This is a genomic window from Tenggerimyces flavus (genome assembly GCF_016907715.1).
Lineage (GTDB): Bacteria > Actinomycetota > Actinomycetes > Propionibacteriales > Actinopolymorphaceae > Tenggerimyces > Tenggerimyces flavus.
The window spans coordinates 7948553-7972315 of sequence record NZ_JAFBCM010000001.1 but is presented as its reverse complement, the minus strand read 5'-3'; the positions used below and the strand labels follow the sequence as shown (position 1 = coordinate 7972315).

23 protein-coding genes are annotated in these 23763 nt (G+C 68.4%); 15 read left to right on the top strand and 8 right to left on the bottom strand.

The annotated features are described in order from the left end of the window. Positions 1–8 precede the first annotated feature (8 nt). Together JOD67_RS37080 and JOD67_RS37075 are read right to left on the bottom strand one after the other, a co-directional pair. A complete protein-coding gene (locus tag JOD67_RS37080; RefSeq protein ID WP_205122327.1) occupies positions 9–1373 on the bottom strand; it encodes an ABC transporter substrate-binding protein in 1365 nt (454 codons plus the stop codon). A gap of 21 nt (positions 1374–1394) precedes the next feature. Next, entirely contained in the window at positions 1395–2069 is a 675-nt protein-coding gene (locus tag JOD67_RS37075) for a GntR family transcriptional regulator (protein WP_205122326.1), read from the bottom strand. A gap of 158 nt (positions 2070–2227) precedes the next feature. On the opposite strand from JOD67_RS37075, the gene JOD67_RS37070 reads away from it, so the two are divergent. Genes JOD67_RS37070 through JOD67_RS37060 form a run of 3 tightly spaced genes read left to right on the top strand, consistent with a single transcriptional unit; the run spans position 2228 to position 4591 of the window. Next, the gene (locus tag JOD67_RS37070; protein WP_205122325.1) at positions 2228–2965 is read left to right on the top strand and encodes an RraA family protein; all 738 of its coding nucleotides are present in this window, start codon (positions 2228–2230) and stop codon (positions 2963–2965) included. Continuing rightward, entirely contained in the window at positions 2962–3795 is an 834-nt protein-coding gene (locus JOD67_RS37065; protein WP_307782691.1) for an NAD(P)-dependent oxidoreductase, read from the top strand. Before JOD67_RS37070 ends, JOD67_RS37065 begins: the two co-directional genes overlap by 4 nt. Further along, positions 3782–4591, top strand: a complete 810-nt coding sequence (locus tag JOD67_RS37060; protein WP_205122324.1) for an amidohydrolase family protein — start codon at positions 3782–3784, stop codon at positions 4589–4591. The genes JOD67_RS37065 and JOD67_RS37060 overlap by 14 nt, the downstream gene beginning before the upstream one ends. Here JOD67_RS37060 and JOD67_RS37055 read toward each other — a convergent pair. From JOD67_RS37055 to galT, 5 genes are all read right to left on the bottom strand, one after another. Beyond that, positions 4588–5439, bottom strand: a complete 852-nt coding sequence (locus JOD67_RS37055) for a phosphotriesterase family protein (RefSeq protein ID WP_205122323.1) — start codon at positions 5437–5439, stop codon at positions 4588–4590. The genes JOD67_RS37060 and JOD67_RS37055 overlap by 4 nt on opposite strands. A gap of 83 nt (positions 5440–5522) precedes the next feature. Next, positions 5523–7124 carry a TIGR03767 family metallophosphoesterase gene (locus tag JOD67_RS37050; protein ID WP_205122322.1) on the bottom strand — a complete coding sequence of 534 codons (1602 nt, stop codon included), beginning with the start codon at positions 7122–7124 and terminating at the stop codon, positions 5523–5525. Between the two features lie 73 nt (positions 7125–7197). Next, a complete protein-coding gene (gene galK, locus JOD67_RS37045; protein WP_205122321.1) occupies positions 7198–8292 on the bottom strand; it encodes a galactokinase in 1095 nt (364 codons plus the stop codon). After that, positions 8289–9245, bottom strand: coding sequence for a UDP-glucose 4-epimerase GalE (gene galE, locus JOD67_RS37040; RefSeq protein ID WP_205122320.1), 957 nt, complete (start codon positions 9243–9245; stop codon positions 8289–8291). Before galE ends, galK begins: the two co-directional genes overlap by 4 nt. Before the next feature lie 195 nt (positions 9246–9440). Beyond that, positions 9441–10520 carry a galactose-1-phosphate uridylyltransferase gene (gene galT, locus JOD67_RS37035; RefSeq protein ID WP_205122319.1) on the bottom strand — a complete coding sequence of 360 codons (1080 nt, stop codon included), beginning with the start codon at positions 10518–10520 and terminating at the stop codon, positions 9441–9443. Between the two features lie 304 nt (positions 10521–10824). Here galT and JOD67_RS37030 point away from each other — a divergent pair, with 304 nt between their 5' ends. The 8 genes from JOD67_RS37030 to JOD67_RS36995 all read left to right on the top strand — a co-directional run bounded on the left by JOD67_RS37030 (position 10825) and on the right by JOD67_RS36995 (position 19007). Beyond that, positions 10825–12180, top strand: a complete 1356-nt coding sequence (locus tag JOD67_RS37030; RefSeq protein ID WP_205123323.1) for a hemolysin family protein — start codon at positions 10825–10827, stop codon at positions 12178–12180. A gap of 68 nt (positions 12181–12248) precedes the next feature. Continuing rightward, positions 12249–13259, top strand: a complete 1011-nt coding sequence (trpS, locus tag JOD67_RS37025) for a tryptophan--tRNA ligase (RefSeq protein ID WP_205122318.1) — start codon at positions 12249–12251, stop codon at positions 13257–13259. Positions 13260–13273: 14 nt separating this feature from the next. Next, a complete protein-coding gene (locus tag JOD67_RS37020; protein ID WP_205122317.1) occupies positions 13274–13834 on the top strand; it encodes a 2'-5' RNA ligase family protein in 561 nt (186 codons plus the stop codon). 18 nt (positions 13835–13852) lie between these two features. Then, the gene (locus JOD67_RS37015) at positions 13853–14863 is read left to right on the top strand and encodes a YihY/virulence factor BrkB family protein (RefSeq protein WP_205122316.1); all 1011 of its coding nucleotides are present in this window, start codon (positions 13853–13855) and stop codon (positions 14861–14863) included. Positions 14864–14937: 74 nt separating this feature from the next. Then, positions 14938–15972, top strand: a complete 1035-nt coding sequence (locus JOD67_RS37010) for a YncE family protein (protein ID WP_205122315.1) — start codon at positions 14938–14940, stop codon at positions 15970–15972. A gap of 39 nt (positions 15973–16011) precedes the next feature. Continuing rightward, positions 16012–16374, top strand: coding sequence for a hypothetical protein (locus JOD67_RS37005; protein ID WP_205122314.1), 363 nt, complete (start codon positions 16012–16014; stop codon positions 16372–16374). Between the two features lie 131 nt (positions 16375–16505). Continuing rightward, positions 16506–17687 carry an MFS transporter gene (locus JOD67_RS37000; RefSeq protein ID WP_205122313.1) on the top strand — a complete coding sequence of 394 codons (1182 nt, stop codon included), beginning with the start codon at positions 16506–16508 and terminating at the stop codon, positions 17685–17687. A 45-nt stretch (positions 17688–17732) separates the two neighbouring features. Beyond that, positions 17733–19007, top strand: coding sequence for a D-alanyl-D-alanine carboxypeptidase family protein (locus tag JOD67_RS36995; protein WP_205122312.1), 1275 nt, complete (start codon positions 17733–17735; stop codon positions 19005–19007). A gap of 160 nt (positions 19008–19167) precedes the next feature. Here the strand turns inward: JOD67_RS36995 and JOD67_RS36990 are convergent, their stop codons facing one another. After that, a complete protein-coding gene (locus JOD67_RS36990) occupies positions 19168–19413 on the bottom strand; it encodes a hypothetical protein (protein WP_205122311.1) in 246 nt (81 codons plus the stop codon). Positions 19414–19466: 53 nt separating this feature from the next. On the opposite strand from JOD67_RS36990, the gene JOD67_RS36985 reads away from it, so the two are divergent. The 4 genes from JOD67_RS36985 (at position 19467) to JOD67_RS36970 (ending at position 23762) form a co-directional block, all read left to right on the top strand. Beyond that, positions 19467–20408, top strand: a complete 942-nt coding sequence (locus tag JOD67_RS36985; protein WP_205122310.1) for a LysR family transcriptional regulator — start codon at positions 19467–19469, stop codon at positions 20406–20408. Then, a complete protein-coding gene (locus tag JOD67_RS36980; RefSeq protein WP_307782689.1) occupies positions 20405–21388 on the top strand; it encodes a threonine/serine dehydratase in 984 nt (327 codons plus the stop codon). The genes JOD67_RS36985 and JOD67_RS36980 overlap by 4 nt, the downstream gene beginning before the upstream one ends. Before the next feature lie 68 nt (positions 21389–21456). Continuing rightward, positions 21457–22329, top strand: a complete 873-nt coding sequence (locus JOD67_RS36975) for a DUF72 domain-containing protein (protein WP_205122309.1) — start codon at positions 21457–21459, stop codon at positions 22327–22329. A gap of 71 nt (positions 22330–22400) precedes the next feature. After that, the gene (locus JOD67_RS36970; protein WP_205122308.1) at positions 22401–23762 is read left to right on the top strand and encodes a pyridoxal phosphate-dependent decarboxylase family protein; all 1362 of its coding nucleotides are present in this window, start codon (positions 22401–22403) and stop codon (positions 23760–23762) included. Position 23763 lies beyond the last annotated feature (1 nt).

Sequence of the window (23763 nt, the reverse complement as noted above, 5' to 3'; positions counted from 1 at the left end):
GAGAAGCCTCAGCTGGCCAGGACGGTGTCCACTGCCTGCTTGGTCTTCTGCGCCGCGCCCGCCACGTCGTCGGTGGAGCACGTGGTCCAGATCGGGTCGAAGTTCGCCGCGTACGCCTGCTGGATCCGCGACTGGTTCGCCGGGAACTTGAACGTGATCACCTCGCGGTCGCTCTTCCCGCGCATCGGATCCACGTGCACCTTGACGAATCCGTCCTTCGGGTCCGTACGCACCAGCTGGTCCATCGCAGCGCGTACCGACGGTCCCCACCGCTTCTGCGCCGCGATCTTCGTCTGCACCTCCGGGCTGGTCAGGTGCTTGATCAACGTCCACGCGCCCTCGGGGTTCTTCGCGTCCGCCGCGATCGCCCAGCCGCTGCAGCCCACCGGGACGAACTGCCCACCCGGCCCGGACGGCAGGTACGTCACGCCCCAGTCGAACTTCGCCTTCTCCTCGCGCAGGAAGAAGTCCGCGTTGTGGAACGCGACCGTCATCGCGGTCAGCCCCGCCCGGAACGGGTCGCCCTGGCCGAGCTCCTGCGACGGCGACGGCGTACTCCCATCCACGCAGCGCATCCGCCGGAACATCTCGAACTGGGCGTGCGCCGGCGGCTGGTCGATCAACGTCGCCTGGTACGCCTCGTCGTACCAGTCGCCGCCGAACGCGCGTACGAAGCCGCGCGAGTTCTCCGACTCGGTCGGCGTCGGCGCGAGCCAGTTCAAGCCCCACTGCTTGATGCTGCGTGGATCGAAGCCCGCGTCGCCCGGTGACCGCCCGGCCTTGTCCACCGTCAGATCGCGTACGGTCTGTTGGAACTGCTCCATCGTCCAGTCGTCCGCCGGGTACTCCACGCCGGCCTTGTCGAACAGCCCCTTGTTGTAGTAGACGCCCCAGGCCGCGCAGTCCTTGGGAATCCCGTACACCTTCTCGCCGTCAGCGAACGCGTCGAACAACTCTGGGACGAACGCCTCCCGGTCGACGTTGTCCCGTTTCATCAACGGAGCAAGGTCAAGTAGTGCGCCACGTTGCCCGTAGTCCTGCACGATGCTCATGTGCTGGTGGATCAGGTCCGGGATCGCCCCGCCGGCGAGCAACGTCGGAAGCTTGGTCATGTAGTCGTCCCAGGCCTCGAACGTCACCGTGACCTTCGTCCCCGAGTTCGCCGACTCGAAGTCCTTCAGGAAGCCGGTGTAGAGCTCGCGCTCCAGCCCGAGGTCGGCTGGGGTGATGAACCTGATCGTCTTCGTCTCTCCGCCGCTCCCGCCAGCGTCACCGCTGGTGTCGCGGCCGCCGAACGGCGAGCACGCGCTGACGATCGCGGCGGTCGAAGCAGCGCCGAGGAGCTGGCGACGGGTGAGGTGCCTCTGGTTCACGATCGACCCCTTTCACCGGTTCTACTCTGGAGGGTCCTGCTTTCTTGCGTGCTTGGTGAACGAGCGTTCGCCGTGCGCCGCCAGGGCCTCCAGGACGGCGTCGGGATCGCCCGCCTCGATGACCTCGAGCAGCTGTCGGTGGCGCTCGACGTGCGTCAGAAGATCTTCGTAGAAGTTCTCGCGGGCATAGAGATTCATCGCCATGCAGAGCAGCAGCTGGTCGTGCAACGAGTGGTAGAGCGCCAGCAGTCGGCGATGTCCCGCGAGCGCGACGATCGAGCTGTGGAACGCATACCCGCGCTCGACGAGGCCGGCGCGGTCCTCGTCACGAGCGCTTTTCTCCATCTCCGCAAGGGCTTTGCGGCAGTCCTCAAGTCGTTCCTCGTCGGTGACGGGGACGCCGAGCTCGACCGCGAGCCGTTCCAACGCCGAGCGCAGCGTGAGGATCTCGCGTACGTCCTGGTCCGACAGCTCCGTGACCGCGACGCCGCGGCGGGGCGTCGCGACGACGAGCCCCTCGCGCTCCAGCAGGCGGAGAGCCTCGCGAAGGGGCGGCCGGCTGATGCCGAGTCGTTCGGCGAGCTGCTCCTCGCGCAGCCGGTCGCCCGGGCCCAGCTCGCCCTCGAGGATCATCGCGCGGATGGCGTCGGTCGCCAGCGCGACGAGGCTTTGAGGTTCGAGACGGTCGGGCGACATCGAGGTCCTTGCGCAGTGTTGACCGGATTGGGTTGACCGGATTGGACAGTCCGTCTATTGACTCTTGTAGACAATAGAGCACGCTGCTTAGCCTGTCAGCAAGGCTCATAGCCAGACACGGCCAAAGTCCATTCGGCTCCTTTGCTAAGGAGATCTGCATGTCGACCACGGTTTCCGAAACCGGCCAGCTCGCCGCCCTCTACAAACACCTTCGTGTCGTGGACGTCGCCGACGCGATGGACGGAATCGGGTATTTCGACATCGGGTTGATGTCCCGCGACGTCAGGCCGATCTGGCTGGGCATGAAGTTCTGGGGGCCGGCGGTGACCCAGCGCTGCGTACCGTCGAACCGCCCGATGTGGAAGCTCGACACCACGCAGGACATCGTCGAGGCGCACCGGATCTGGTTCGCCGAGGTGGGCAACGTCCGCATGCCCGAGCTCGAAGCCGGCGCGGTCGTCGTGACCGACGGTGGCGGCGCGCGCGAGGTCGGCTTCTGGGGTTCGATGAACGCGATGGCGACGCACGCGAACGGCGCAGCGGGCATCGTTACCGACGGCTTCTGCCGCGACACCGCGGAGATCGCATTGCAGAAGACGCCGGTCTGTGCGGCGGCGCGCGGCCGGACGATCATCCCCGGCCGCATCCAGCTCGTGGAGGTCCAGGGCACGATCGGGTGCGGGGGCGTGCAGGTACGGCCGGGTGACATCGTCGGCGCGGACGACGACGGCGTGATCGTCGTACCTCTCGAGGTAGCCGAGGAGGTCGCCCTGCACGCTCGTGCGGTGTTGATCGCGGACATGCACGCGCGGAAGAAGGTGTACGACAAGCTCGGGTTGCCGGACGACCCGACGATCGACATCGAGTCGGTCGAGGCCTACTACTCGGCCCTGTGAGCAAGACTGTTGGGTTCGCCGGCCTCGGCAACCTCGGGTTGCCGATGGCCTTGGCGCTCGTCGACGCCGGGTGGTCGGTGACGGGGTACGACCCGCGCGCCTCGCAGGTCGACGCGCTTGTCGCTGGCGGCGGTGTCGCCGCGTCTGGCGTCGGGGACTTGGCGTCCTCGGTGCTGGCGTTGGCCGTACCGGACGACGACGCGGTCCGAACTCTCTTGCTGGACGAGGATCTGCTCGCTTCGGTGCCCGATGGCGGCGTTGTGGTGGTGCACAGTACGGTGCTGCCGGCGACGGCTCGTTCGCTCGGCGAGCTCGCCGCTTCGCGTGGGGTGGCGTTCGTCGATGCGCCGGTGTCGGGTGGGTTCGAGCGTGCTCGCGCTGGCTCCTTGACCGTGATGGCCGGGGCGTCGGCAGGATCTCTGGAGCTCGCGCAAGGCTACCTTGACGACGTGGCTTCGGACGTTGTGCACGTCGGCGCTCCCGGTTCCGGGGCGGCGGCGAAGTTGGCGAACCAGCTGATGATGTTCGCGGCGCTCGCCGGTACGCACGAGGCGCTGTCGCTCGCCGCTTCGTACGACGTCTCGGTGGAGAACGTGCTCACGGTGGCGTCGACGAGCACCGGCTCCTCGTGGGTCTCGCAGCACTGGGGGTTCTTCGACGAGGTGGCGGCGGCGTACGACGCGGCGGGGACCGCGGTGCCGTTCCGCCCATGGAGCAAGGACTTGTGGGAGATCGTTGCGGCCGCTCGTTCGGCGGACGTCTCGGTGCCGCTCGCCGGGTTGCTCGCGCAGACGCTGGCCGAGACCGTGGAGCGCCATGCCCATCGTTGACGCGCATCATCACTTCTGGCGGGCTGGGGCGCAGCATCAGTCGTGGCGACCGGCGGACACTCCTGAGCTGGAGCGCGACTTCGAGTCAGCTGAGCTGGCGCCGTTGATGGCGGAGGCCGGTGTCGACACGACGGTGCTGGTCGAGCACGTGGACGAGCAGGCCGAGAACGTGCGTCTGCGCGAGTACGCGACGTCGCCGTTCGTCGCCGGCGTCGTCGCTTGGCTGCCGCTGAACGACCCGCCGACCGCTCTGGCTGAGCTGGGCCGGTTCGACGCGTCCTTTCGGGGTGTGCGGTTCCTGATCGGGCGGAATCCCCTTGCTTGGTTGACGAACTCGGACACTCTCGACGTGCTTCGGGAGCTTGCCGCCCGTTCGTTGACCTGGGACGTTGTGGTGCTTTCCGACGAGCAGGCGGCTCAGGTGTGCGCGGTGGCCGAACGGCTGCCGTCGTTGCGGATCGTCGTGTGCCACCTCGCCCGGCCGCCGCTGGGATCGGGAACCTGGGATGGGTGGACGGCGCGGCTCGACCGGCTGGCCTCGTACCCGAACGTCGCGCTCAAGGTGTCCGTCGGCCTGGACGTGCTGACCTCATGGGAGTGGTCGGGCGACGAGCTGGCGCCGTGCGTCGAGCACGCGGTGTCGACGTTCGGTACCGAACGCTGCATGCTCGCGAGCAACTGGCCAGTGATCCTGCTGCGCCGCGGGTACGTCGAGTCCTGGACCGAGCTCGCCTCAGCGGTCAGCCACGACCCCAACGTCCTCGGCGCCACCGCCACCCACTGGTATCGACTCTAGGCGCCGAACGCGGTGCGCGGGTTGTCGACCATCAGGGCCTGGTGCCAGGCGGGATCCAACGCGGGGAGCAGCTCCTCGTACAGGCGGCCGTAGCCCACGTAGTTCCCGCCGCCGGGTTCGCTGACGTGGTACCAGCCGGAGTCGTTCGCCACCAGCGTTCGCCCCAGCAGACCGGCGCCGGCGAGGCGTTCGACGCAGGTCTGTTGCCACGAGATCTCATCGGAGAGCAGCCCATCGATCTCCACCCACGCGCCAGCCCGGGCGACCTGCTCGTGGAACGAGGCGTCCGGCTCGGCCTGCGCGTGCACCCACACGAACTTCTCCGCCGGCACACCGACCTCCGCGAAGACCTCGAGCTGCTGCACCGCCGCCCGCCCCGTCGTGGTGTGCGACGCGACCGTCATCCCCGTCTCCAACGCCGTGAGCGCGGCGGCGCGAACGAGCTTGCGGTCGAGCTCCTCGAGGTCGCCGTCCCGTACTGCCGTCTTGACGAACCTCGGCAGCCCGTCGGTGTGCTCGGCGATGAACCGCTTCGCCAGCGACTCGGCCGACTCGGTCCACGCGTAGTCCGGCACCGCGATCCGGTCGGCGGCACCATAGATGCCGGTGTTCGTCCAGATCTCGATCCCCGTCGCGTCCGCCATTCGCCGCAAGAGCAGCGGATCGCGAGCTAGATACCTCGGCGTGCACTCCTGCAACCGCCGGCACCCCAGCGCGTACGCCTCGTCCAGCTTGGGCTTCGCCACCGCGAAGACCTCGTCGGCATCGTACGTACCGGGGTTCGCAACGCCGCCGAAGTCGACGAGGACATGCTCGTGCACCAGCACGCTGTCAGGGACGCTCACCATGCCGCCCACGCTAGCGGTTGGGTTTGAATGAAGGGCACCTTCATTCGAACCTATTGAATGAAGGTGCCCTTCATCCAAACCGGTCAGCTGGCGAAGGGGTCGGGGAGGACGAGCTCGACGTTCCGATCCAGGACAGTCCCACGCCGCGCGCTCTCCGACGGGCTGTTCGCGCGCACCTGCCAGTCGTTCGCCGACAGCGCCCGCGACAGCGAGGCCAGCTCCCCGGGCGACGAGATCCCACCCGACCAGGCGGCGTCGCCGTCGTGGTCGACCATCACCGAGTACGCCGACAACGTCCCGTTCCCGTTGCGCACCAGCTCGATCGACCGCCCCTGCTGCGGCCAGTCCACCAACGACGGGCTGGTGATCTCCCACAACGAGTCGTGCGGCTGCACCGTGCACGTGTGCGTGTGCCCGTTCACCCACAGCACCACGCAGGAGTACGACTGCAGCAGCCGCAGGATCTCGGGCCCCAGCACGCGATGCGCCGCGGACTTGGCCGGCGCCTGCCCGTTCGTCAGCGTGTCCAACGTGTGGTGCGAGGCGACCACCACGTACCGCCGCTCCGCCTGCGCTGCCGCGAGCTCGGCCATCAGCCAGCGCAGCTGCCCGCGGTCCAGCGAGCCGTCGTATCCGCCGTGCTCGTTGACCGTGTCCAGCACCAGCACCGACGCGAGCCCGGAGTCGTACCGGTAGTACGCCGTCCCCTGCTCCTTGTTCGTCGTCGAGAAGCCGTGCCCCTCGGGCTTCCCCTGCGAGGCGAAGTGAGCGGCCACGAACTCCGGTCGCGACAGCAGCCGCCGCTCGGCGTCCCGCGTGACGCGACGACGCTTGGAACGCAACAGGGCAAGGATCTTCCCGAGATCGATGTGGCTGTCACCCTTCGAGATCGCAGCCGGGTCCAGGCCGGCGGGGATCTCGATCAGCTTCGTCCCCAACGTCGCGAGTGCCCGCACCACACGCGTCGAGCGGGCCATGCCCTGCAGGTGCGCGTCGTGGTTGCCGTACACCGCGAGCCACGGAACGACCAAGCCCGCCGCGGCGAACGGCGACCGCACCGCATCCAGTAGGCCGGGGACGACCGGATACCCGTAGAGCGAACGCGGCAGGTCCTCGGCGAACCCGTCCGGCGAGCCCTCGGGGTGCCAGTAGCGAACGTCGTAGCGCGCGAAGTCGGCGACGCCCTCGTACCGGCGCCGATCGCCGGAGTCCGGAGTCACGGATCCGCCGTCCAGCAAGGCGAGATACCACGCGACCTCGTTCGCCTGCGCGTTGTCCACCAGGTCGCCGGTCGCGATCGCGAAGCCCAGCGGCATCCCCGTCACCGGGGCGCCGGCCGCCAGCGAGTTGACCGAACGGACCGCCGCGTCGAGCACGTGCGTGGTCATCAGCTCCTGCGGCCGGTACGCGCCGAGGGAGTCGACCTGCCCGCGGTACGGCGAGTCCGGGTCGGCGTACCGATCGCAGAACTCCACCCGCGCTGGCGATTGGTGGTCGCAGACATGTAGATCGGACAGGTGCGCGAACGCGAGCAGCGGCTCGGCTCGGCCGCCCGCATCGGCCTGCGACGGGTCGGTTTTGAGGAAACGTCGGACTAGCGGCTCACCCGCGCCCACTGTCAGGTCATGCCATCCCCGTGAGCTAGGCGCCGTCGCGGTGATCGTGCGATCCAGCGTCGTGGCCACGCTTCCAGTGTGAGTGGTCGATTCCACCGTGCGAAGCGGGCGCGCGAACACCTCACCAATCGTTCAGCTTCCGTTACGCCAAGCGATGTGCGCCAGCCGAGGCGGTCGCGACGAACGAGGTCGGGGCGGTGAAGCCTCGTTCACCGTACGCTCGCGTGACGGCTGCCAGCACGTCAGAATCCGCGCTCGCGTCGATCAGTGCGATCACGCAGCCGCCGAACCCGCCGCCGGTCATCCGCGCCCCGTACGCGCCGGCCGCGAGCGCGGCCTCGACGGCCACGTCGAGCTCGGGCACCGTGACCTCGAAGTCGGTACGCAGGGACTCGTGCGACGCGGTCATCAACGGCCCGATGTCGCGGACCCGCCCGGCGCGCAGCAGGTCGACAGTCTCCAACACGCGGGCGTTCTCGGTGACGACGTGGCGTACGCGCTTGCGCATGATCTCGTCGTCGAGGGCTGCCAGGGCTGCGTCGAGATCGGTCACGTCGCGGAGCGCCGGCAGGCCGAGGACGGCGGTCGCCTCCTCGCAGGTACGGCGGCGCGCGGCGTACTCGCCGTCGACGAGCGCGTGCGGAGCCTTGGTGTCGATCACCAACAGGGCAAGGGATTCCGCGGCAAGCTTGAACGGGACCTGCTCGGTCGACAGGTCGCGGGTGTCGAGGAACAGCAGGTTGTCCTCGGCGCACAGCAGCGACGCGGACTGGTCCATGATCCCGCACGGCACGCAGACGAAGTCGTTCTCCGCGCGCTGCGCGATGCGCGCCAGCGTGGGACGCTCGATCGTCAACGCGTACAGGTCAACGGCCGCCAACGCGGTCGCGCACTCGAGCGCGGCGGACGACGACAGGCCGGCGCCGAGCGGCACGTTGCCGTCGATCGTGAGGTCCATCCCGCCGACCTCGTGGCCGGCCTCGCGGAGCGACCAGACGACGCCGGCGACGTACGACGCCCAGCCCTCGACCGCGCCGGGCGCCAGCTTCGCGACCTCGGTCTCCACGGTCTCGGGTTCCTGCTCGGACGCGATTCGCAGCAGGCCGTCGTCGCGGGTCGACGCGGTGGCGACCGCGCGTTGCGGCAACGCCAGCGGCAGCACGAAGCCGTCGGTGTAGTCGGTGTGCTCACCGATCAGGTTGACGCGGCCGGGGGCCGCCCACTGGCCGGAGGTCATGCGGTGCTGCCCTTCTGCCGGAACGCCCACGCGTCGGCGACCATCGCGTCGAGGTCGCGCTCCGGAACCCAGCCGAGGACCTCGCGCGCACGTTCGTTCGAAGCCACGAGCGAGGGCGGATCGCCAGCCCTGCGGGGGCTTTCGACCACGGGGATCGGGTGGCCGGTGACCTTGCGTACGGCGTCCAGCACCTCGCGGACGGAGTAGCCGGTGCCCGTGCCGAGGTTGCAGATCAGGTGTTGCCCGGGCTTCGCGGCCTCGAGCGCGCGCAGGTGGGCGTCGGCGAGGTCGACGACGTGCAGGTAGTCGCGTACGGCGGTCCCGTCGGGCGTCGGGTAGTCGGTGCCGAACAGCTGCGCGCTCTCCCGCGTGCCCGCCGCGACCTCGAGCAGGTTGGGGATGAGGTGCGTCTCGGGGTCGTGCTTCTCGCCGTACCGTTCGAACGCGCCAGCCACGTTGAAGTAGCGCAGGCTGACCGCGGCGAGGTCGTACGCGGCCGCCTCGCCGGTGAGCATCTGGTCGACCGCGAGCTTCGAGGCACCGTACGGGTTCGTCGGCTGCGGCGGTGTGGTCTCGGTGATTGGCATCGTCTCCGGGGCGCCGTACGTCGCGGCGGTGGAGGAGAAGACGATCCGCTTGATGCCGTGCTTGCGCAGCGCGTCGAGCAGGTCGAGCGTGCCGGCGACGTTGTTGCGCCAGTACAGGTCGGGCTTGGCGACGGACTCGCCGACGAGGGACTTGGCGGCGAAGTGGAGCACGCCGTCGAAGCTGTTGTCGAGCACGTTCGCCGCGTCCTGGATGCGGCCTTGGACGAACGTGGCCCCGTCGGGGACATTCTCGGCGTGCCCGGTCGAGACGTCGTCGAGCACGGTCACGTCGTGGCCGGCCTTGATCAGCAGGGCCCCGACGATGCTGCCGATGTAGCCGGCGCCTCCGGTCACGAGCACCTTCATCTAGGCCGTGCCTCTTAAGTAGCGCTGGTCATCGCGCGTAGCGCGATGGCGCGCGGCCCAAAGGAAATTCACAGAGCGCGCCCGGCTGGGCGTGGTGCAGAAGGAATTCATAGCTTCTCCTATGGGTGACGAACTGGACCGCGGCCAGGCGGGATGCGAGGTGTCGCGCGCCAGGCGATAGTTAAGAGGCACGGCCTAGAGCACCTCCCGCAGCCTGGCCGCGATCGTCTCCGGCGCGATGTCGTTCACCCAGGCGCCCATGCCGGACTCGGAGCCGGCGAGGTACTTGAGCTTGTCGGGGGCTCTGCGCACCGAGTAGACCTGCAGGTAGGCGCCGAAGTCCTCGCGACCGGTGCGTACGGGCGCCTGGTGCCAGGCGGCGATGTACGGCAGCGTCTTGTCGAAGTAGCGGTCGAGGCCGTTGAGAATCCTCAAGTACAGCGGGCCGAAGTCGTCCCGCTCCTCCTCGGTGAGGCTCGGCAGGTCGGGGACGCGGCGGAGCGGGGCGAGGTTGACCTCGACGGGCCAGCGCGCGGCGTCGGGGACGAACGCGACCCAGTGGTCGGTCTCGGCGACGACGCGCACCTTGGCGTTGCGTTCGCCCTCGACGAGGTCCTCGAACAGGTTGCGGCCGCCGGTCCCGTCCTTGTACTTGGCGACGCTGGCGAGCATCTGGGTGGTGCGCGGCGTGACGTACGGGTAGGCGTAGATCTGGCCGTGCGGGTGGTGCAGGGTGACGCCGATCTCCTCACCGCGGTTCTCGAAGCAGAAGACCTGCTCGACGCCGTCGGTGTCGTTGAGCTCGAGCGTGCGGTCGACCCACGCGGCCATGACCGTACGGACGCGGTCCTCGGTGAGGTTGGCGAACGCGGTGTTGTGGTCGGAGGTGAAGCAGACGACCTCGCACCTGCCGACGCCGGCGCGGCGGCCGAACGGGTCGGCGACCGGGTCGCTGTGCAGGTCGGCGTCGGTGGAGAACGAGGGGAACCTGTTCTCGAACACCACGACGTCGTAACTTTCGGCCGGGATCTCGCTCGGGCGCCCGGGCTTGGACGGGCAGAGCGGGCACTGGTCGGCCGGCGGCAGGAACGTCCTTGTCAGCCGATGGCTGGCGACGGCTACCCAGTCGTCGGTCAGCGCGTCGTACCGCAGCTCGGCGCCCTTGGCCCGCTCGGGCAGGTCGCGGGTGTCGGGCGCGTCCCGAACGGTGTCGTCGCGCTCGTCGAAGTAGATCAGCTCGCGACCGTCGGCGAGTCTGGTCGAGGTCCTCTTCATCGAGACGAACCCTAGCCGGGCACCCTGCACTCACCCTGGCCCCCGGCGTGATCATGTACGTGATCATGAAGCCGGGGCCGTCCCATACGCCTGTTTCGCTTCATGATCACGTACATGATCACCGCGCAGGGGCGGTGGGGTACGGCGGTGTCGCGCGGGGGTAGTTACGCTGGATGGATGGACGAAGGCTGCAGTCCGGGCCGACATCGAAGCCCCGCTGCTCTCCCCTCCCGGTGACTGCCCTGTGCACACGATCCTGAGCAGCGCGCTCGCCGCCGCCAATGAGCCGACCGTGGCCGACAACGTGCGTGACGTACTGACCAACATCGGCCTGGCGCTGCTGTTCGTCCTCATCGGCGGTGTCTTCTCCGCCGCCGAGATGGCGCTGGTCTCGCTGCGAGAGAGCCAGGTCCGTTCGCTCGCCCAGCGCGGCAAACGCGGCCAGGTGGTCGAACGGCTGAGCAACGACCCCAACCGCTTCCTGTCCACCGTGCAGGTCGGCGTGACGCTCTCCGGCTTCCTGGCCGCCTCGTTCGCCGGCGCCACGCTCGCCGAGGATCTCTCGCCGGTGTTCGTCGGCTGGGGGCTGCCCGAGGGCGTCTCGTCGACGATCGCGCTGATCCTCATCACGCTGGCGGTCTCGTACGTCTCGATCGTGCTCGGCGAGCTCGCGGCCAAACGGCTCGCGCTGCAGCGGGCGGAGGCGTTCTCCCTCGCGCTCGGGCCGCTGATCGAACGCGTCGCGCGCGGCTCCCGGCCGATCGTGTGGTTCCTGTCGAAGTCCACGAACGTCGTCGTCCGCATCCTCGGCGGCGACCCGCGGGCCCAGCGCGAGCAGATGTCCGACGAGGAGCTCCGCGCGCTCGTTTCGGCCCATGAAACGCTCGGGACCGAGGAACGCGCGATCGTCGAGGAGGTCTTCGCGGCCGGCGAGCGGCAGATCCGCGAGGTGATGGTGCCTCGTACGGAGGTCGACTTCCTCGACGCGAGCACGCCTGTCGTCAAGACCGTGACGATGGCGACCGAGCGCCCGCACTCGCGCTATCCGGTCGTCCGCGGGTCGACCGACGACGTGATGGGGTTCGTGCACGTCCGCGACCTGCTCAACCCGGAGGTCTCGCGGCGCTCGCTCCGGGTCGGTGACCTGGCACGCGACGTTCCGCTGCTGCCCGGCACCAAGCGCGTGCTCGCCGCTCTTTCCGAGATGCGGGACGGCGGGCATCACCTCGCGATCGTGCTCGACGAGTACGGCGGCACCGCGGGCATCGTGACGCTCGAGGACCTCGTCGAGGAGCTGATCGGCGACATCCGCGACGAGTACGACGAGGACGAGGAGTTCTCGTACCGCCGCCTGCAGACCGGCGACGTCGAGGTGGACGGCCGGCTGAACCTCGAGGATTTCGAGGACGAGACCGGCGTGGTGATCCCAGATGGGCCGTACGAGACCGTTGCGGGTTTCGTGATCGCCCGCTTGGGGCATCTCCCGGTGGTCGGTGAGTTCGTCGAGTTCGACGGCCATCGATTCACGGTGACCGAGCTGGACGGCCGGAGGGTCGCGCTGGTGAGGTTCACAGCGGGTGTAGCAGCTGCGCCGGACCCGTCGGATTTGTCGCAGAACGCGACTGCTCCTGAGCAGGGAGTATCGACGGAGCGTAGCTGACGCCTGCCGTACGTCCAGGTGTGGACGGGGCGCCTGCGGGGCGCGACGGTGCTGGCACAATTCGCAGCATGCAGTACCGCCCCCGTGTGCTTTCGGGCATCCAGCCGACTGCCGACTCGTTCCATCTCGGCAACTACCTGGGTGCGCTCCGTCAGTGGGTCGCGATGCAGGACACGCACGACACGTTCTACTGCGTGGTCGACCTGCACGCGATCACCGTCGAGCACGACCCCGCCCTCCTGCGCGAGCGCAGCCTCCGCTCAGCCGCCCAGCTGCTGGCCGCCGGCCTCGACCCGGACCGATGCACGCTGTTCATCCAGAGCCACGTGCCGGAGCACTCCCAGCTCGCCTGGGTGCTCGGGTGCCTGACGGGCTTCGGCGAGGCGTCGCGGATGACGCAGTTCAAGGACAAGTCGTCGAAGGGCGGCACGGAGTCGGCGACCGTGGGGCTGTTCACGTACCCGGTGCTGATGGCGGCGGACATCCTGCTCTACCAGACCGACCAGGTGCCGGTGGGCGAGGACCAGCGGCAGCATCTGGAGCTGACCAGGGACCTGGCGGGGCGGTTCAACGGGCGGTACGGCGAAACTTTCAGGCAGCCCTCGGCGTACATCGTCAAGGACGTGGCGAAGATCCAGGACCTGGCGAACCCGGTGGCGAAGATGAGCAAGTCGTCGTCCTCGCCGGCGGGGATCGTGGAGTTGCTGGACGACCCGAAAGTTTCGGCGAAGCGGGTGCGGTCGGCGGTGACGGACTCGGATCGTTCGATCACGTTCGATGTCGCGGCCAAGCCGGGAGTTTCGAATCTTCTGACGATTCTTTCGGCGCTGCGTTCGGTGCCGGTGCCTTCGCTGGTGGAGTCGTACGAGGGCAAGGGTTACGGCGACCTCAAGGGTGATGTCGCCGACGCGGTCGTGGAGCTGGTGACGCCGTTCCGGGACCGGACGTTCGCGCTACTGGAGGATCGGGAGTCGCTCGACGGCATCCTGGCCCACGGCGCCGAGCGTGCCCGCGCGGTGGCGTCGGAGACCATGTCGCTCGTCAACGAGCGCGTCGGCTTCGTTCCGGCGAAGCGGTAGGCGGGTTGCCTCGCGTGCGAACCATCGGCGTAGCGATCGCTATCCCCGAGCCCTATGGCGGGGAGTTGCAGCGATGGCGGGCCACGTTGGGGGACCCGCTGGCGGACGGGATCCCGACCCACGTGACCCTGCTGCCGCCGACGCGGGTGCCGGAGGACTCGCTCGACGCGATCGAGCGGCATCTGCTGGCGGTGGCGGAGTCGTACCGGCCGTTCACGATGCGGCTGCGCGGGACGGCGACGTTCCGGCCGGTGTCGCCGGTGGTGTTCGTGGCGGTGTCGGAGGGCATCTCTTCCTGTGAGGTGCTGGCGAACCGGGTGCGGACGGGGCCGTTGGCGCGGGACTTGGCGTTCCCGTACCACCCGCACGTGACGATCGCGCACGATCTGCCGGACCACGTGCTGGACCGGGCGTACGAGGCGTTGGACGGGTACGAGTGCGCGTTCGACGTGCAGACGTTCTCGTTGTTCGAGCACGGGGCTGACTCGGTGTGGCGGCCGCAGCGGGACTTCGCCCTCGGTGGGCCGTTGCCGGGACCCTTGCCGAGACACGAGGCTCAGGCGCTGCGGGCGTAATCACCCGAACGTCCGGGTATGGCTTTGATCATGAACGTGCAGCGGCTGAAGCAACGGGCACTTGACACCTTCGAGCGGGTGAAGGCGCGTTGGCCGGTGGTCGATCACGCGGTGCGCGCCGGGTCGCACTACGGCGACCGGCTGGGCAGTCAGCTCGCCGCAGCGGTGACGTACTTCGGCTTCCTGTCGTTCTTCCCGATCATCGCACTGGCCTTCGCCGTCGTGGGTTATGTGGTGGCGTACGTGCCGGGGGCGGATGCGGCCGTCGAGTCGGCATTGTCGTCGATCTTTCCGGGCATGATCGGCGACGCGTCCGGCCAGATCAACGTCGCGGCCATAGCGTCGCGGCGTGGGTCGGTGGGGCTGATTGGCCTTGTGGGGTTGCTGTATTCGGGGCTGGGTTGGATCTCGGCCTTGCGTACGTCGCTGCAGTCGGTGTTCGACGTGGTGGCCGAGGAGGGGCGAAACTTCCTTCTGGGCAAGCTCTTCGACCTGATCGTGCTCGGCGTGATCGGGCTGGTGCTCGTGCTGTCGGTGACGTTGGGAACGGCGGTGACGGGCTTCACGGACACGGTGATCGGGTGGATCGGCCTGTCCGGGGTCCCGGGCATGGGCACGCTGCTGACCATCGTCGCCATGGCAGTAGGGATTGCCGCGAGCACGTTGCTCTTCTTCACCATGTACCGCCTGCTGCCCAAGCACAACGCGCCCACGCGGTCCGTCTGGCAGGGAGCGCTGATTGCTGCGGTGGGCTTCGAGATCCTCAAACAGCTTGCGGGCTTGGTGATCGGCAACGTGACCGGCAACCCGCTGTACGGAGCGTTCGCGATCATGATCGCCCTGCTGGTCTGGATCAACTACTTCGCCCGCCTGGTCGTGTTGGGCGCGTCCTGGGCCGCAACCGCAACCCTGCCTGAAGAATCGACCGAAGAGCCTGAACTCGAACCCAAGAAGCGCAAGCTCGCCGAGCGATTCGCCGCCGTCGCCGCAGTCGGCGTCCTCGCCACTCGCCGCAGCCGGCGTACGTAGCAGCCTCTGGCGCTCAACGCCCCCGCTGGTGCATAGTGACCCCGTTGTGTCCAGCATCCTGTGGGGGGATCGCCATGCTGCGCAAGACTGTCCGAACCCTGGCCGGAGCTACGCTCGCCGCCACCCTCATCGCCACCGCGGCCCCAGCCGCCCAGGCAGCCAACACCCAGACCGAACTGCCGTTCAACACCTTCGGCGACATCGTCGCAACGAACACCCGCATCTTCATCAGCGGCGGCGAGACCTCGACCTCCATCGTCGTCGCCCGTCCGACCGGCTCGATCCTCGGCGAGATCCGCAACCTGCCTGGACCCACCGATCTCCAACTCAGCGCCGACCGCCGCCTCCTCTACGTCGCCTTGCATGGCGGCGGGATCGCGGCGTTCGACACGCAGTCACTCGAGGAACGCGCCCGCTACGACACCGGCGACACGTGCCCTGGATCCCTCGCGCTGTCGAAGCGGAGGCTGTACTTCGGCTACAACTGCTCGCGACATGGCTACGAGGGCAACGTGGGTCTCATCGACCTCGACCACCCGTCGTCGCCGCCACGGCTCCCGCTCATAGCTCCCGCGGTCCTCGGTGTGCCGCTCCTCAACGCGCCGACGAGTGGAGCGAACGTCTTGCTCGTCAGTGAGACGGTGGCTACGCCAGGCGACATCTATCTCTACGCGAGCGATCCGGATGGCGGGTTGACGCGCTTGCGCAAGAGCGACCACGGTTCCCTGGGAGAGGCCCTGACGGACCTGGCAATCAGTAGCGATGGCTCAACCGCGTACAGCACGTCGGCCTGGCCGTACGGGATCGTCGAGTTCGCGACCAACGACCTCAGCGTCCGACGAGTCCTCCCGACGCGCGCGTTCCCCAATGCCGTCGACGCTTCTCCCGACGGGCGCCTCCTCGCCTCCGGATCGTTCTCCTGCTGCGATCCCGACCTGTTCTTCTTCCGCACCGACGGCACCCCGACCGGCGTCGTCGAGCTGGGCGACGACCTCTTCCATCGCGCGCTGACCTGGTCACCCACCGGCCGCCGCCTGTACGCAGTCACGGGCGACATCGGCTGGAACGAACGCCCCGCGGTCCTGCACGTGCTCAACGCCCCACGCTAGAGCTGGCCTTGTGAGGACTGCAGGAAAGACCATCGAAGAGTGAACGACTCAGTCGGCCGGTACGTGGAACCGCCCGAGGGAGACTTTGGGATCTTCCGTAGTGCCATCGATGCGGGAGAGTGGGGGTCCGCTGGGCGCGAGCTCGTTGGGCTCGCTATGCACAGCGACGACTGGAGAATGGTGCAGGAGCTCTGCCTTGCGCTGTTGGACCACGATGACGTCGACCTGCGATCAGTGGCGATCATCTGCCTCAGTCACATTGCCAGGATTCACAGAAGGCTTGGCCCTGGTGCGATATCGGAGCTTGAGGCGAGGGCGTCCGATCCGAGTGTGGGTGCTTTGGTCCACGAGATTCTCGAGGAAATAGAGATCTACTTGCGAAGCGGTGGAGATAGAGGATGAGGGTATTCAAGCCTTCCTAGGGCCATTGGTCGCGATGGTTATTCGACCAGGGCCAATCATGCGTGAATGAATCAGTCAACGAATGATGGCGTATTGGACGTATGACTACTGCTCTGCCTAGCGTTGGCAGGGTGACGGTGAGCGAGGCGGCTGCGAAGGAGCGGACGCGGTTCGGGAGGGTGACCGCGTCGGTGGTGGCCGCGGGGATTGCTGCCTACGCGCTTCTGTACGTCACACAGCCGCTGCTGCCACAGCTTGCGGGGGAGTGGGGCCTCGATCCTGGTGCGGCTTCTTGGTCGGTGAGCGTCGCCACCGGTGCGCTGGCGTTGGGGGTGTTGCCGGCGGCGATGGTTTCGGAGGTTGTGGGGCGACGGCCGGTTTTGGTGACCGGTGTTGTCGTGGCTGCTGGTGTGGGGTTGTTGATCGCGGTGGCTCCCTCCTACGAGGTGTTGCTGGTCCTGCGTGCTGTGCAGGGGCTCGCGATTGCGGGGATTCCGGCTGTCGCCATGGCCTATCTCGCCGAGGAGGTGGGGCAGCGGGGGGTGGGGGCGGCGATTGGGGTGCTCATCGCAGGCAACTCGGTTGGTGGGTTGGTGGGGCGGCTGCTCTCCGGGACTGCTTCGGATTTCTTCGGGTGGCGGGGTGCCGTCCTGGCCGTCGGAGTGCTGGGCGCTGTATGCGCTGGCGTTCTGCTCGTCGCCATGCCGCGGGGTGGGGTTCGGCGGGTGGAGAGGTCGCAGCTCGGCAGGGGGATGCGGGCCGCCCTCACGGACAGGACGCTCCTAGCTCAGTACGTCACTGCCGCGCTGCTCATGGGTGGGTTCGTGGCCGTCTACAACGCCGTGGGCTTCAGGTTGGCTGAGCCGCCGATCGGCTTGTCGCCCGCGATCGCTTCGCTGGTGTTTCTCGCGTACGCGATCGGTGGGCTGTCTTCGACGACTGCTGGAAGGTTGGCGGACCGGTACGGGCGCAAAGAGGTCCTGTTCGGGACGTTGGCGGTCACCATCGTCGGAGTCGGCGCCACGGTCTCGAGCAACGTCGCGATCGTGCTCGCCGGGCTCGCGGTGATGACCGCCGGGTTCTTCGCCGCGCACGCAACCGCCTCCGGCTGGGTCGGCGCGCAAGCCCCAGCAACAGCGCGCGGGCAAGCCTCCGGCCTCTACCTCACCGCCTACTACCTCGGCAGCAGCGTGCTCGGCACGACCGGCACCGCCGCGTACGGGAACGTCGGGTGGAACGGTCTCGTCGCGCTCGACGCGGCGTGGCTGGGACTCTGTGCGGTCGTGATTCTGGTGCTCACCGCCAAACGCTGAGTCCGAGATGCGTTACCAGCCAGGACCGCTACCCTGTTCCGCACCATGCGATGGCTCCCCGGAACCCGTCGTGTCGCGATGGCGCGAGCGACGGCCGCAGCAGCTGTGTTCGCCGGCTCGATCTTCGGGCTCCTCGCAATTCCGTTGCCGGCGAGCAGTGCCCCGACCCCGACTCCGACTCCGACGTTCACCGCGCCGACAGCGAGGCCGAATCCGGCCAGCCCGTTCGAGGGCTTCGTCGGCGGCGCGCAGCTCGGCCAGCACGGCGTCGTCGTCGACCACGACGCGCAGCCCAAGCTCCCGCCCGTGCACGTCGAGTCGTTCGTCGTCGCCGACCTGGACACCGGCGACATCCTCGCGGCCAAGAACGCGCACTCGCTGATGAAGCCGGCGAGCACGCTCAAGATCCTGACCGCGGTGACGCTGCTCCCGCGTCTGGACAAGCGGGCGACGTACGTGGCCACCGCCGCCGACGCGAACATCGAGGGCAGCCGCGTCGGACTGCAGGTGGGCAGCAAGTACACGATCGACCAGCTCTTCTACGGCCTGTTCCTGCCGTCCGGGAACGACGCCGCCAGCGCTCTGGGCAACGCGGCCGGCGGGTTGCCGAAGACCGTCGGCCTGATGAACCGCGAGGCCGAACGGCTCGGCGCGTTCGACACGTACGTCGTCAACACCAGCGGCCTGGACGAGCCGGCCCAGTGGAGCTCCGCGTACGACCTCGCCCTGTTCGCGCGGGAAGGCCTGGCGCGGGCGGACTTCCGCAAGTACATCCGGACACCGAAACTCCAGTGGCCCGGCAAGCCCGGCCAGACGTACCAGATCCAGAACGGCAACAAGCTGCTCTCCCACTACAAGGGCGCGTACGGCGTGAAGAACGGCTTCACCACGCTCGCGCGCAACACCCTCGTCGGCGTCGCCGAGCGGAACGGGCATCGCATCCTCGTCAGCGTCATGCGCACCCCCAAGCCGTCCTGGGAGAAGGTCGCGGCGCTGTTCGACTGGGGCTTCGCGTCGGTCGGCAAAGCCGAGCCCGTCGGCCGGCTCGTGTCCGCCGACGACGTGACCCGCGCCGCCGCGGCTCAGACCGCGAGCCGCTCGCGCAGCCCGTCCGGCTCTCGGTCGGCCGCCTCGACCAGCCCGTCCGGTACGCCGGACGTGACCGTGGCGGCGCCGGACCCGACGCAGCAGCCGAGCATCAACGTGGTCGCCCAACTCGGCCGCATCCCACTGTGGATCTGGGCCGCGCTGCTGATGTTCGTGATCCTGACCAGCCTGCGCGTCCGCTCCTACCTGCAGACCAAGCGCCGCAAGGAGTGAACGGTCAGACGTCGACGATCTCGATGCCGTAGGTGCTCCGGAGGTCCGCGGCCAGTTCCGCTCCACCCCGCCGTGGCGGGTGCGCGGCCCACCAGTGGTCCGGGAGCGATGGGGGAGGAGAACGGGGAGCAAGAGCTCCCTGAAGCGGCGATCGAGCTCCTCAACCTCCGCCCGGACCCAGCCCAGCTCGAGCATCGCCGCCAGCCGCTCGTCGTGCAGGAGGCATTCGATCAGCAGCCGCGTCGAGGTCGTTGTCGTACTCGTAGATGCTCATCGCATAGCCGCGCTCGCACTCGTCCACGACGTCTCGCCACGCGCCGACGACGGCGGTCGGCAGCAAGGGGCGTGCGGAGCCGAACGCCCGCTGCGCCTCGATGAACCGCTCGACGAACGCCTTTGCCGTCACAATCCAGCATGATAGGGGCGGGATCGATACATCGGCGAATGAATGGACGAGGCATGGAGAGCTCCGAAGCCGCCGAGTTGGCGGCGGCGTTGGCGCCGCGGTTGGCTTTGCTCGAGGCGATCGCGGTCGAGCGGCATGTCACGCGGGCGGCGGAGCGGTTGGACATGCCGCAGCCGACGGTCAGTCGGTGGCTGGCCGGGCTGAGCGAAACTCTCGGTGCCCCCGTCGTCGTCCGGCACGGCCGCGGCATAAGGCTCACGCGGGTCGGCGAGGTCCTCGCCCAAGCGTCCGAACGGGCGATGTCCGCCCTCGAGGCAGGCTGCCGCGCTGCGCTCGAAGAGGCCGATCCCGAACGAGGCCAGGTCGCTTTCACGTTCCTGCACAGCACCGGCGCGCACGAGGTCCCGGAACTCCTCCGAAAGTTCCGCGCCAGCCACCCCACCGTCCGCTTCAACCTCGCTCAGGGCTCGCACGAGACCATGCTCAGACGCATCCACGCCGGCGAGATGGACCTGGCCCTCACGGCGCCGGTCCCCGTCGAAGAACCCGGCCTCGAGTCCACCGTCCTGTACGAGCAGCCCCTCGTCCTCACGGTCCCCACCAAGCACCGCCTCGCCACCAGGAAGCGGGCCAGGCTCGAAGAGGTGGCCGAGGAGCAGTTCGTCGGCATGAAGCACGGGTACGGCCTCCGCCAGATCACCGACGCCCTCTGCGAGCACGCCGGCTTCGCCCCCACCCTCGCGTTCGAGGGCGAGGAGGTCGACACCGTCCGCGGCCTGGTCGGCGCCGGCCTCGGCGTAGCGATCCTCCCGCCCGCGCGACCCAAGCTGCCGGAGGTGGTCGAGCTCAACCTGATCCCCGCCGCCAAGCGCGCGATCGGCCTGGTCTGGGCCGCGGACGTACCCCTCGCACCCGCCGCGAGAACATTCCGCGAGTTCGCGATCAAGGCCCGCCCGTTGGCGCTGTTCGCGGGCCGTGGCAGCGTAGAAGCGTGACGATCCCACTCCGAGTCCCCGACGCCGCCGAGCTGAAGGCCGCCGCCGAACGCCTCCGCGGCCGCATCAGGCGGACCCCGATCCTCGAGCTCGACGGCCAAGAGGTCGGCGTCCAAGGCAGCGTCCTCCTCAAACTCGAGCTCCTCCAGCACGTCGGCGTCTTCAAGACCCGCGGCGCCCTCAACACGCTCTTGTCCACCGAGGTCCCGCCGGACGGTGTCGTCGCCGCCTCGGGCGGCAACCACGGCGCGGCCGTCGCCTGGGCCGCGAGAGAGGTCGGCGTCAAGGCCCAGATCTTCGTCCCGAAGACGTCTCCGCAAGCCAAGGTTGACAGGGTGCGTTCGTACGGCGCCGACGTCCACCTGATCGACGGCTACTACCCGGAAGCCCTCATCGCCAGCAAGGAATGGGCAGCCGAACGGGACGTCCTCCAGATCCACGCGTACGACATGACGTCCGTCGTCGCCGGCGCGTCGACGCTCGGCCAGGAGCTCGTCGAGCAGGTCCCCGAAGCCACGGCCGTGCTGGTCTCCTGCGGCGGTGGCGGCCTGTATGCGGGCACGGCGCTCGGCGTCGGCGACGCCGCACAGGTGCACATCGTCGAGCCCGAGCTCTGCCCCACGATGCACGCCGCCCTCGAAGCCGGAGAGCCGGTCGAGACCACGCTCGGAGGAGTCGCCTCCGACAGCATGGCCGCGCCGAGGGCCGGCGCCATCCCGTACGCGGTCGCGACGTCACACCACGCGCGCTCGTTCCTCGTCACCGACGAGGCGATCATCGCCGCGCGGAAGTTCCTGTGGGAACGCTGCCGCCTGCTCGCCGAGCCGGGCGGCGCCACGGCGTTCGCCTCCCTGCTCAGCAAGGCGTACGTCCCTGGCGAGGGCGACACCACGGTCGTCGTGATCTCCGGCGGCAACCACCTGGATTTCCCTTCACCGAGCGATCCGGCTCGTCGAGGAAGCCCCAACAGTCCATCGTGAAGCCGCCCCGACAGGCCGTGGCGTGCGGCGAAACTGAGCGAGCCGGATCGCTCCAATGTGGGGATAACATGACGATTCGCGTCGGCATCTCCGGCTGGAACTATCCGCCGTGGCGGAAGGTGTTCTATCCGGAAGGACTGCCGCAGAAGCGCGAGCTCGAGTACGCGTCCAGCAAGCTCAGCTCGATCGAGATCAACGGATCGTTCTACGCGCTCCAGCTGCCGAGCTCGTTCGAGCGCTGGTACAACGAGACGCCGGACGACTTCGTCTTCTCGCTCAAAGGCCCGCGGTTCATTACCCAGATGAAGAAGCTCGCGGACGTCGACGGCCCGCTCGCCAACTTCTTCGCCTCGGGAGTCCTTGCTCTGAAGGAGAAACTCGGCCCGATCCTCTGGCAGCTGCCGCCGACGCTCGGGTACGACAAGGACAGACTCAGCGCGTTCTTCGAGCTGCTCCCGCGCACGACCGACGCGGCGGTCGAGCTCGCCAAGCAGCACGAGGAACGCATGAACGACCGCGCCTACCTCAGCACCGACGAGCACAGGCCGATTCGGCACGCCCTCGAGGTCAGGCACAGCTCGTACGAGAACGAGGAGTTCGTCGACCTCCTGCGCGAGCACGACATCGCGCTCGTCTGCGCCGACACCGCGGGGAAGTGGCCGATGGTCGACGACGTGACCGCGAACGACTTCGTCTACGTCAGATTGCATGGCGCCGACCAGCTGTATGTCAGCGGCTACGACAACCAGGCACTCGACCGCTGGGCGGCCAAGGTCACCAGGTGGGCGAGCGGCCAGACCCCCACAGATGGCAAGACTCTGTCGAAAGACAAGGCGAAACGCCAACCGCGCGACGTGTTCGTGTACTTCGACAACGACGCGAAGGTGCGCGCCCCGTTCGACGCGATGGGACTCGCCGATCGGGTCGGCGTCGGGAAATAGGCAAGGTCCCGAACAGATCTAGGCAACCAACGCCGATGTAGGCGCGAGCCGAGCGATCTACAAACGAAGACATGGCGCCCCTGGACCTCACCGGCGACGAGCTTCGAGCCGCTCTCGCGACGGCAACAGACTACGTCGCGGACTTCGTCGACCGACTCCCGAACGCGCCCGTGCTCGACGACCACGGGTTGACCGAGCTGCTGGACGATCCCGCGCTGCGACGCGAGCCACCGGAGTACGGTCGCCCGCTGGACGAGCTGCTCCGGCTGGTCGATCGCGCCGCAGCCAAGGGCATCAACAGCGCCAGCCCCGGAGCGCTCGCGTACACACCGGGCGGCGGGCTCGTCAGCGCCGCGATCGCCGACCTCGTGGCGAACGCGATCAACCGCTACACCGGCCAGGCCGCACCCGCGCCTGCCCTCGTGGCGATGGAGCTGGACGTCCTGAGCTGGCTGCGCGACCTGTTCTCGTTCCCCGCGTCGACGGCCGGAGTCCTCACCACCGGCGGCTCGATGGCCACGCTCTCGGCTGTCATCACCGCCCGCGCCGCGATGCTGCCCGCGAACTTCCTCAACGGCACGCTCTATGTCACCTCGCAGACCCACCACGCCACGGCGAAGGCCGCGAAGCTGGCGGGCTTCCCGGACCAGGCGGTACGGATGGTGCCGGTCGACTCCGAGCTGCGGATGGATCCGTTCGCCCTGCAGGAAGCGATTCAGCGGGATCGCGAGGCCGGCATGGTCCCGTTCTTCGTGACGGCGTCGGCGGGAACGACGAACACGGGGACGATCGATCCCCTTCCAGCGTTGGCGGATGTGGCCTCGGTCAACGGGTTGTGGCTGCACGTCGACGCCGCGTACGGCGGGTTCTTCCACCTCACCTCGCGCGGCAGGCAACGGATGGACGGCATCGAACGTGCGGACTCGTTGGCGCTCGATCCGCACAAGAGCATGTTCCTGCCGTTCGGCACGGGATGTCTGCTCGTTCGGGAGGGCTCGTCGCTGGCCTCGGCGCACTACCTTGCGGACCTCCGGGGTGCGTCGCTGCCCGACTTCTCCGACTACGGCCCGGAGCTGACCCGCGAGTTCCGCGGCCTGCGCATGTGGTTGCCGCTGCACCTGCACGGAGTCGGCGCGTTCCGGGCGGCGCTGGACGAGAAGCTGGACCTCGCCGAGTACGTCTACAAGTCGCTGTCGTCGATGCCGTCGTTGTCGGTCCAGCAGGTGCCGGATCTGTCCGTCATCGTGTTCAAGTGCCGCACCGCTGTCGAGACGAAGGCCTTGCTGGACAGGGTGAACGCCTCTGGGCGCGTGGCGTTGTCGTCGACGCGGATCCATGGCGAGTTGGTTGCCCGAATGTGCGTGCTGAGCTTCCGAACGGGCAAAGCACGCGTGGACGAGGCGTTGGAACTGATCCGAGAGCAGGTTTCATAGC

What these genes read in the sequence shown, in the direction of transcription:
- galK (WP_205122321.1), bottom strand. Translation starts at nt 8,292, where the DNA reads ATGACCTCCGGCCAGTGGGCGGCCCCCGGCCGCGTCAACCTGATCGGT.
- JOD67_RS37015 (WP_205122316.1), top strand. Translation starts at nt 13,853, where the DNA reads ATGGCTTTGATCATGAACGTGCAGCGGCTGAAGCAACGGGCACTTGAC.
- JOD67_RS37055 (WP_205122323.1), bottom strand. Translation starts at nt 5,439, where the DNA reads ATGGTGAGCGTCCCTGACAGCGTGCTGGTGCACGAGCATGTCCTCGTC.
- JOD67_RS37070 (WP_205122325.1), top strand. Translation starts at nt 2,228, where the DNA reads ATGTCGACCACGGTTTCCGAAACCGGCCAGCTCGCCGCCCTCTACAAA.
- JOD67_RS36975 (WP_205122309.1), top strand. Translation starts at nt 21,457, where the DNA reads ATGACGATTCGCGTCGGCATCTCCGGCTGGAACTATCCGCCGTGGCGG.
- galE (WP_205122320.1), bottom strand. Translation starts at nt 9,245, where the DNA reads ATGAAGGTGCTCGTGACCGGAGGCGCCGGCTACATCGGCAGCATCGTC.
- JOD67_RS37060 (WP_205122324.1), top strand. Translation starts at nt 3,782, where the DNA reads ATGCCCATCGTTGACGCGCATCATCACTTCTGGCGGGCTGGGGCGCAG.
- JOD67_RS37075 (WP_205122326.1), bottom strand. Translation starts at nt 2,069, where the DNA reads ATGTCGCCCGACCGTCTCGAACCTCAAAGCCTCGTCGCGCTGGCGACC.
- galT (WP_205122319.1), bottom strand. Translation starts at nt 10,520, where the DNA reads ATGAAGAGGACCTCGACCAGACTCGCCGACGGTCGCGAGCTGATCTAC.
- trpS (WP_205122318.1), top strand. Translation starts at nt 12,249, where the DNA reads ATGCAGTACCGCCCCCGTGTGCTTTCGGGCATCCAGCCGACTGCCGAC.
- JOD67_RS36970 (WP_205122308.1), top strand. Translation starts at nt 22,401, where the DNA reads ATGGCGCCCCTGGACCTCACCGGCGACGAGCTTCGAGCCGCTCTCGCG.
- JOD67_RS36995 (WP_205122312.1), top strand. Translation starts at nt 17,733, where the DNA reads ATGCGATGGCTCCCCGGAACCCGTCGTGTCGCGATGGCGCGAGCGACG.
- JOD67_RS37010 (WP_205122315.1), top strand. Translation starts at nt 14,938, where the DNA reads ATGCTGCGCAAGACTGTCCGAACCCTGGCCGGAGCTACGCTCGCCGCC.
- JOD67_RS36985 (WP_205122310.1), top strand. Translation starts at nt 19,467, where the DNA reads ATGGAGAGCTCCGAAGCCGCCGAGTTGGCGGCGGCGTTGGCGCCGCGG.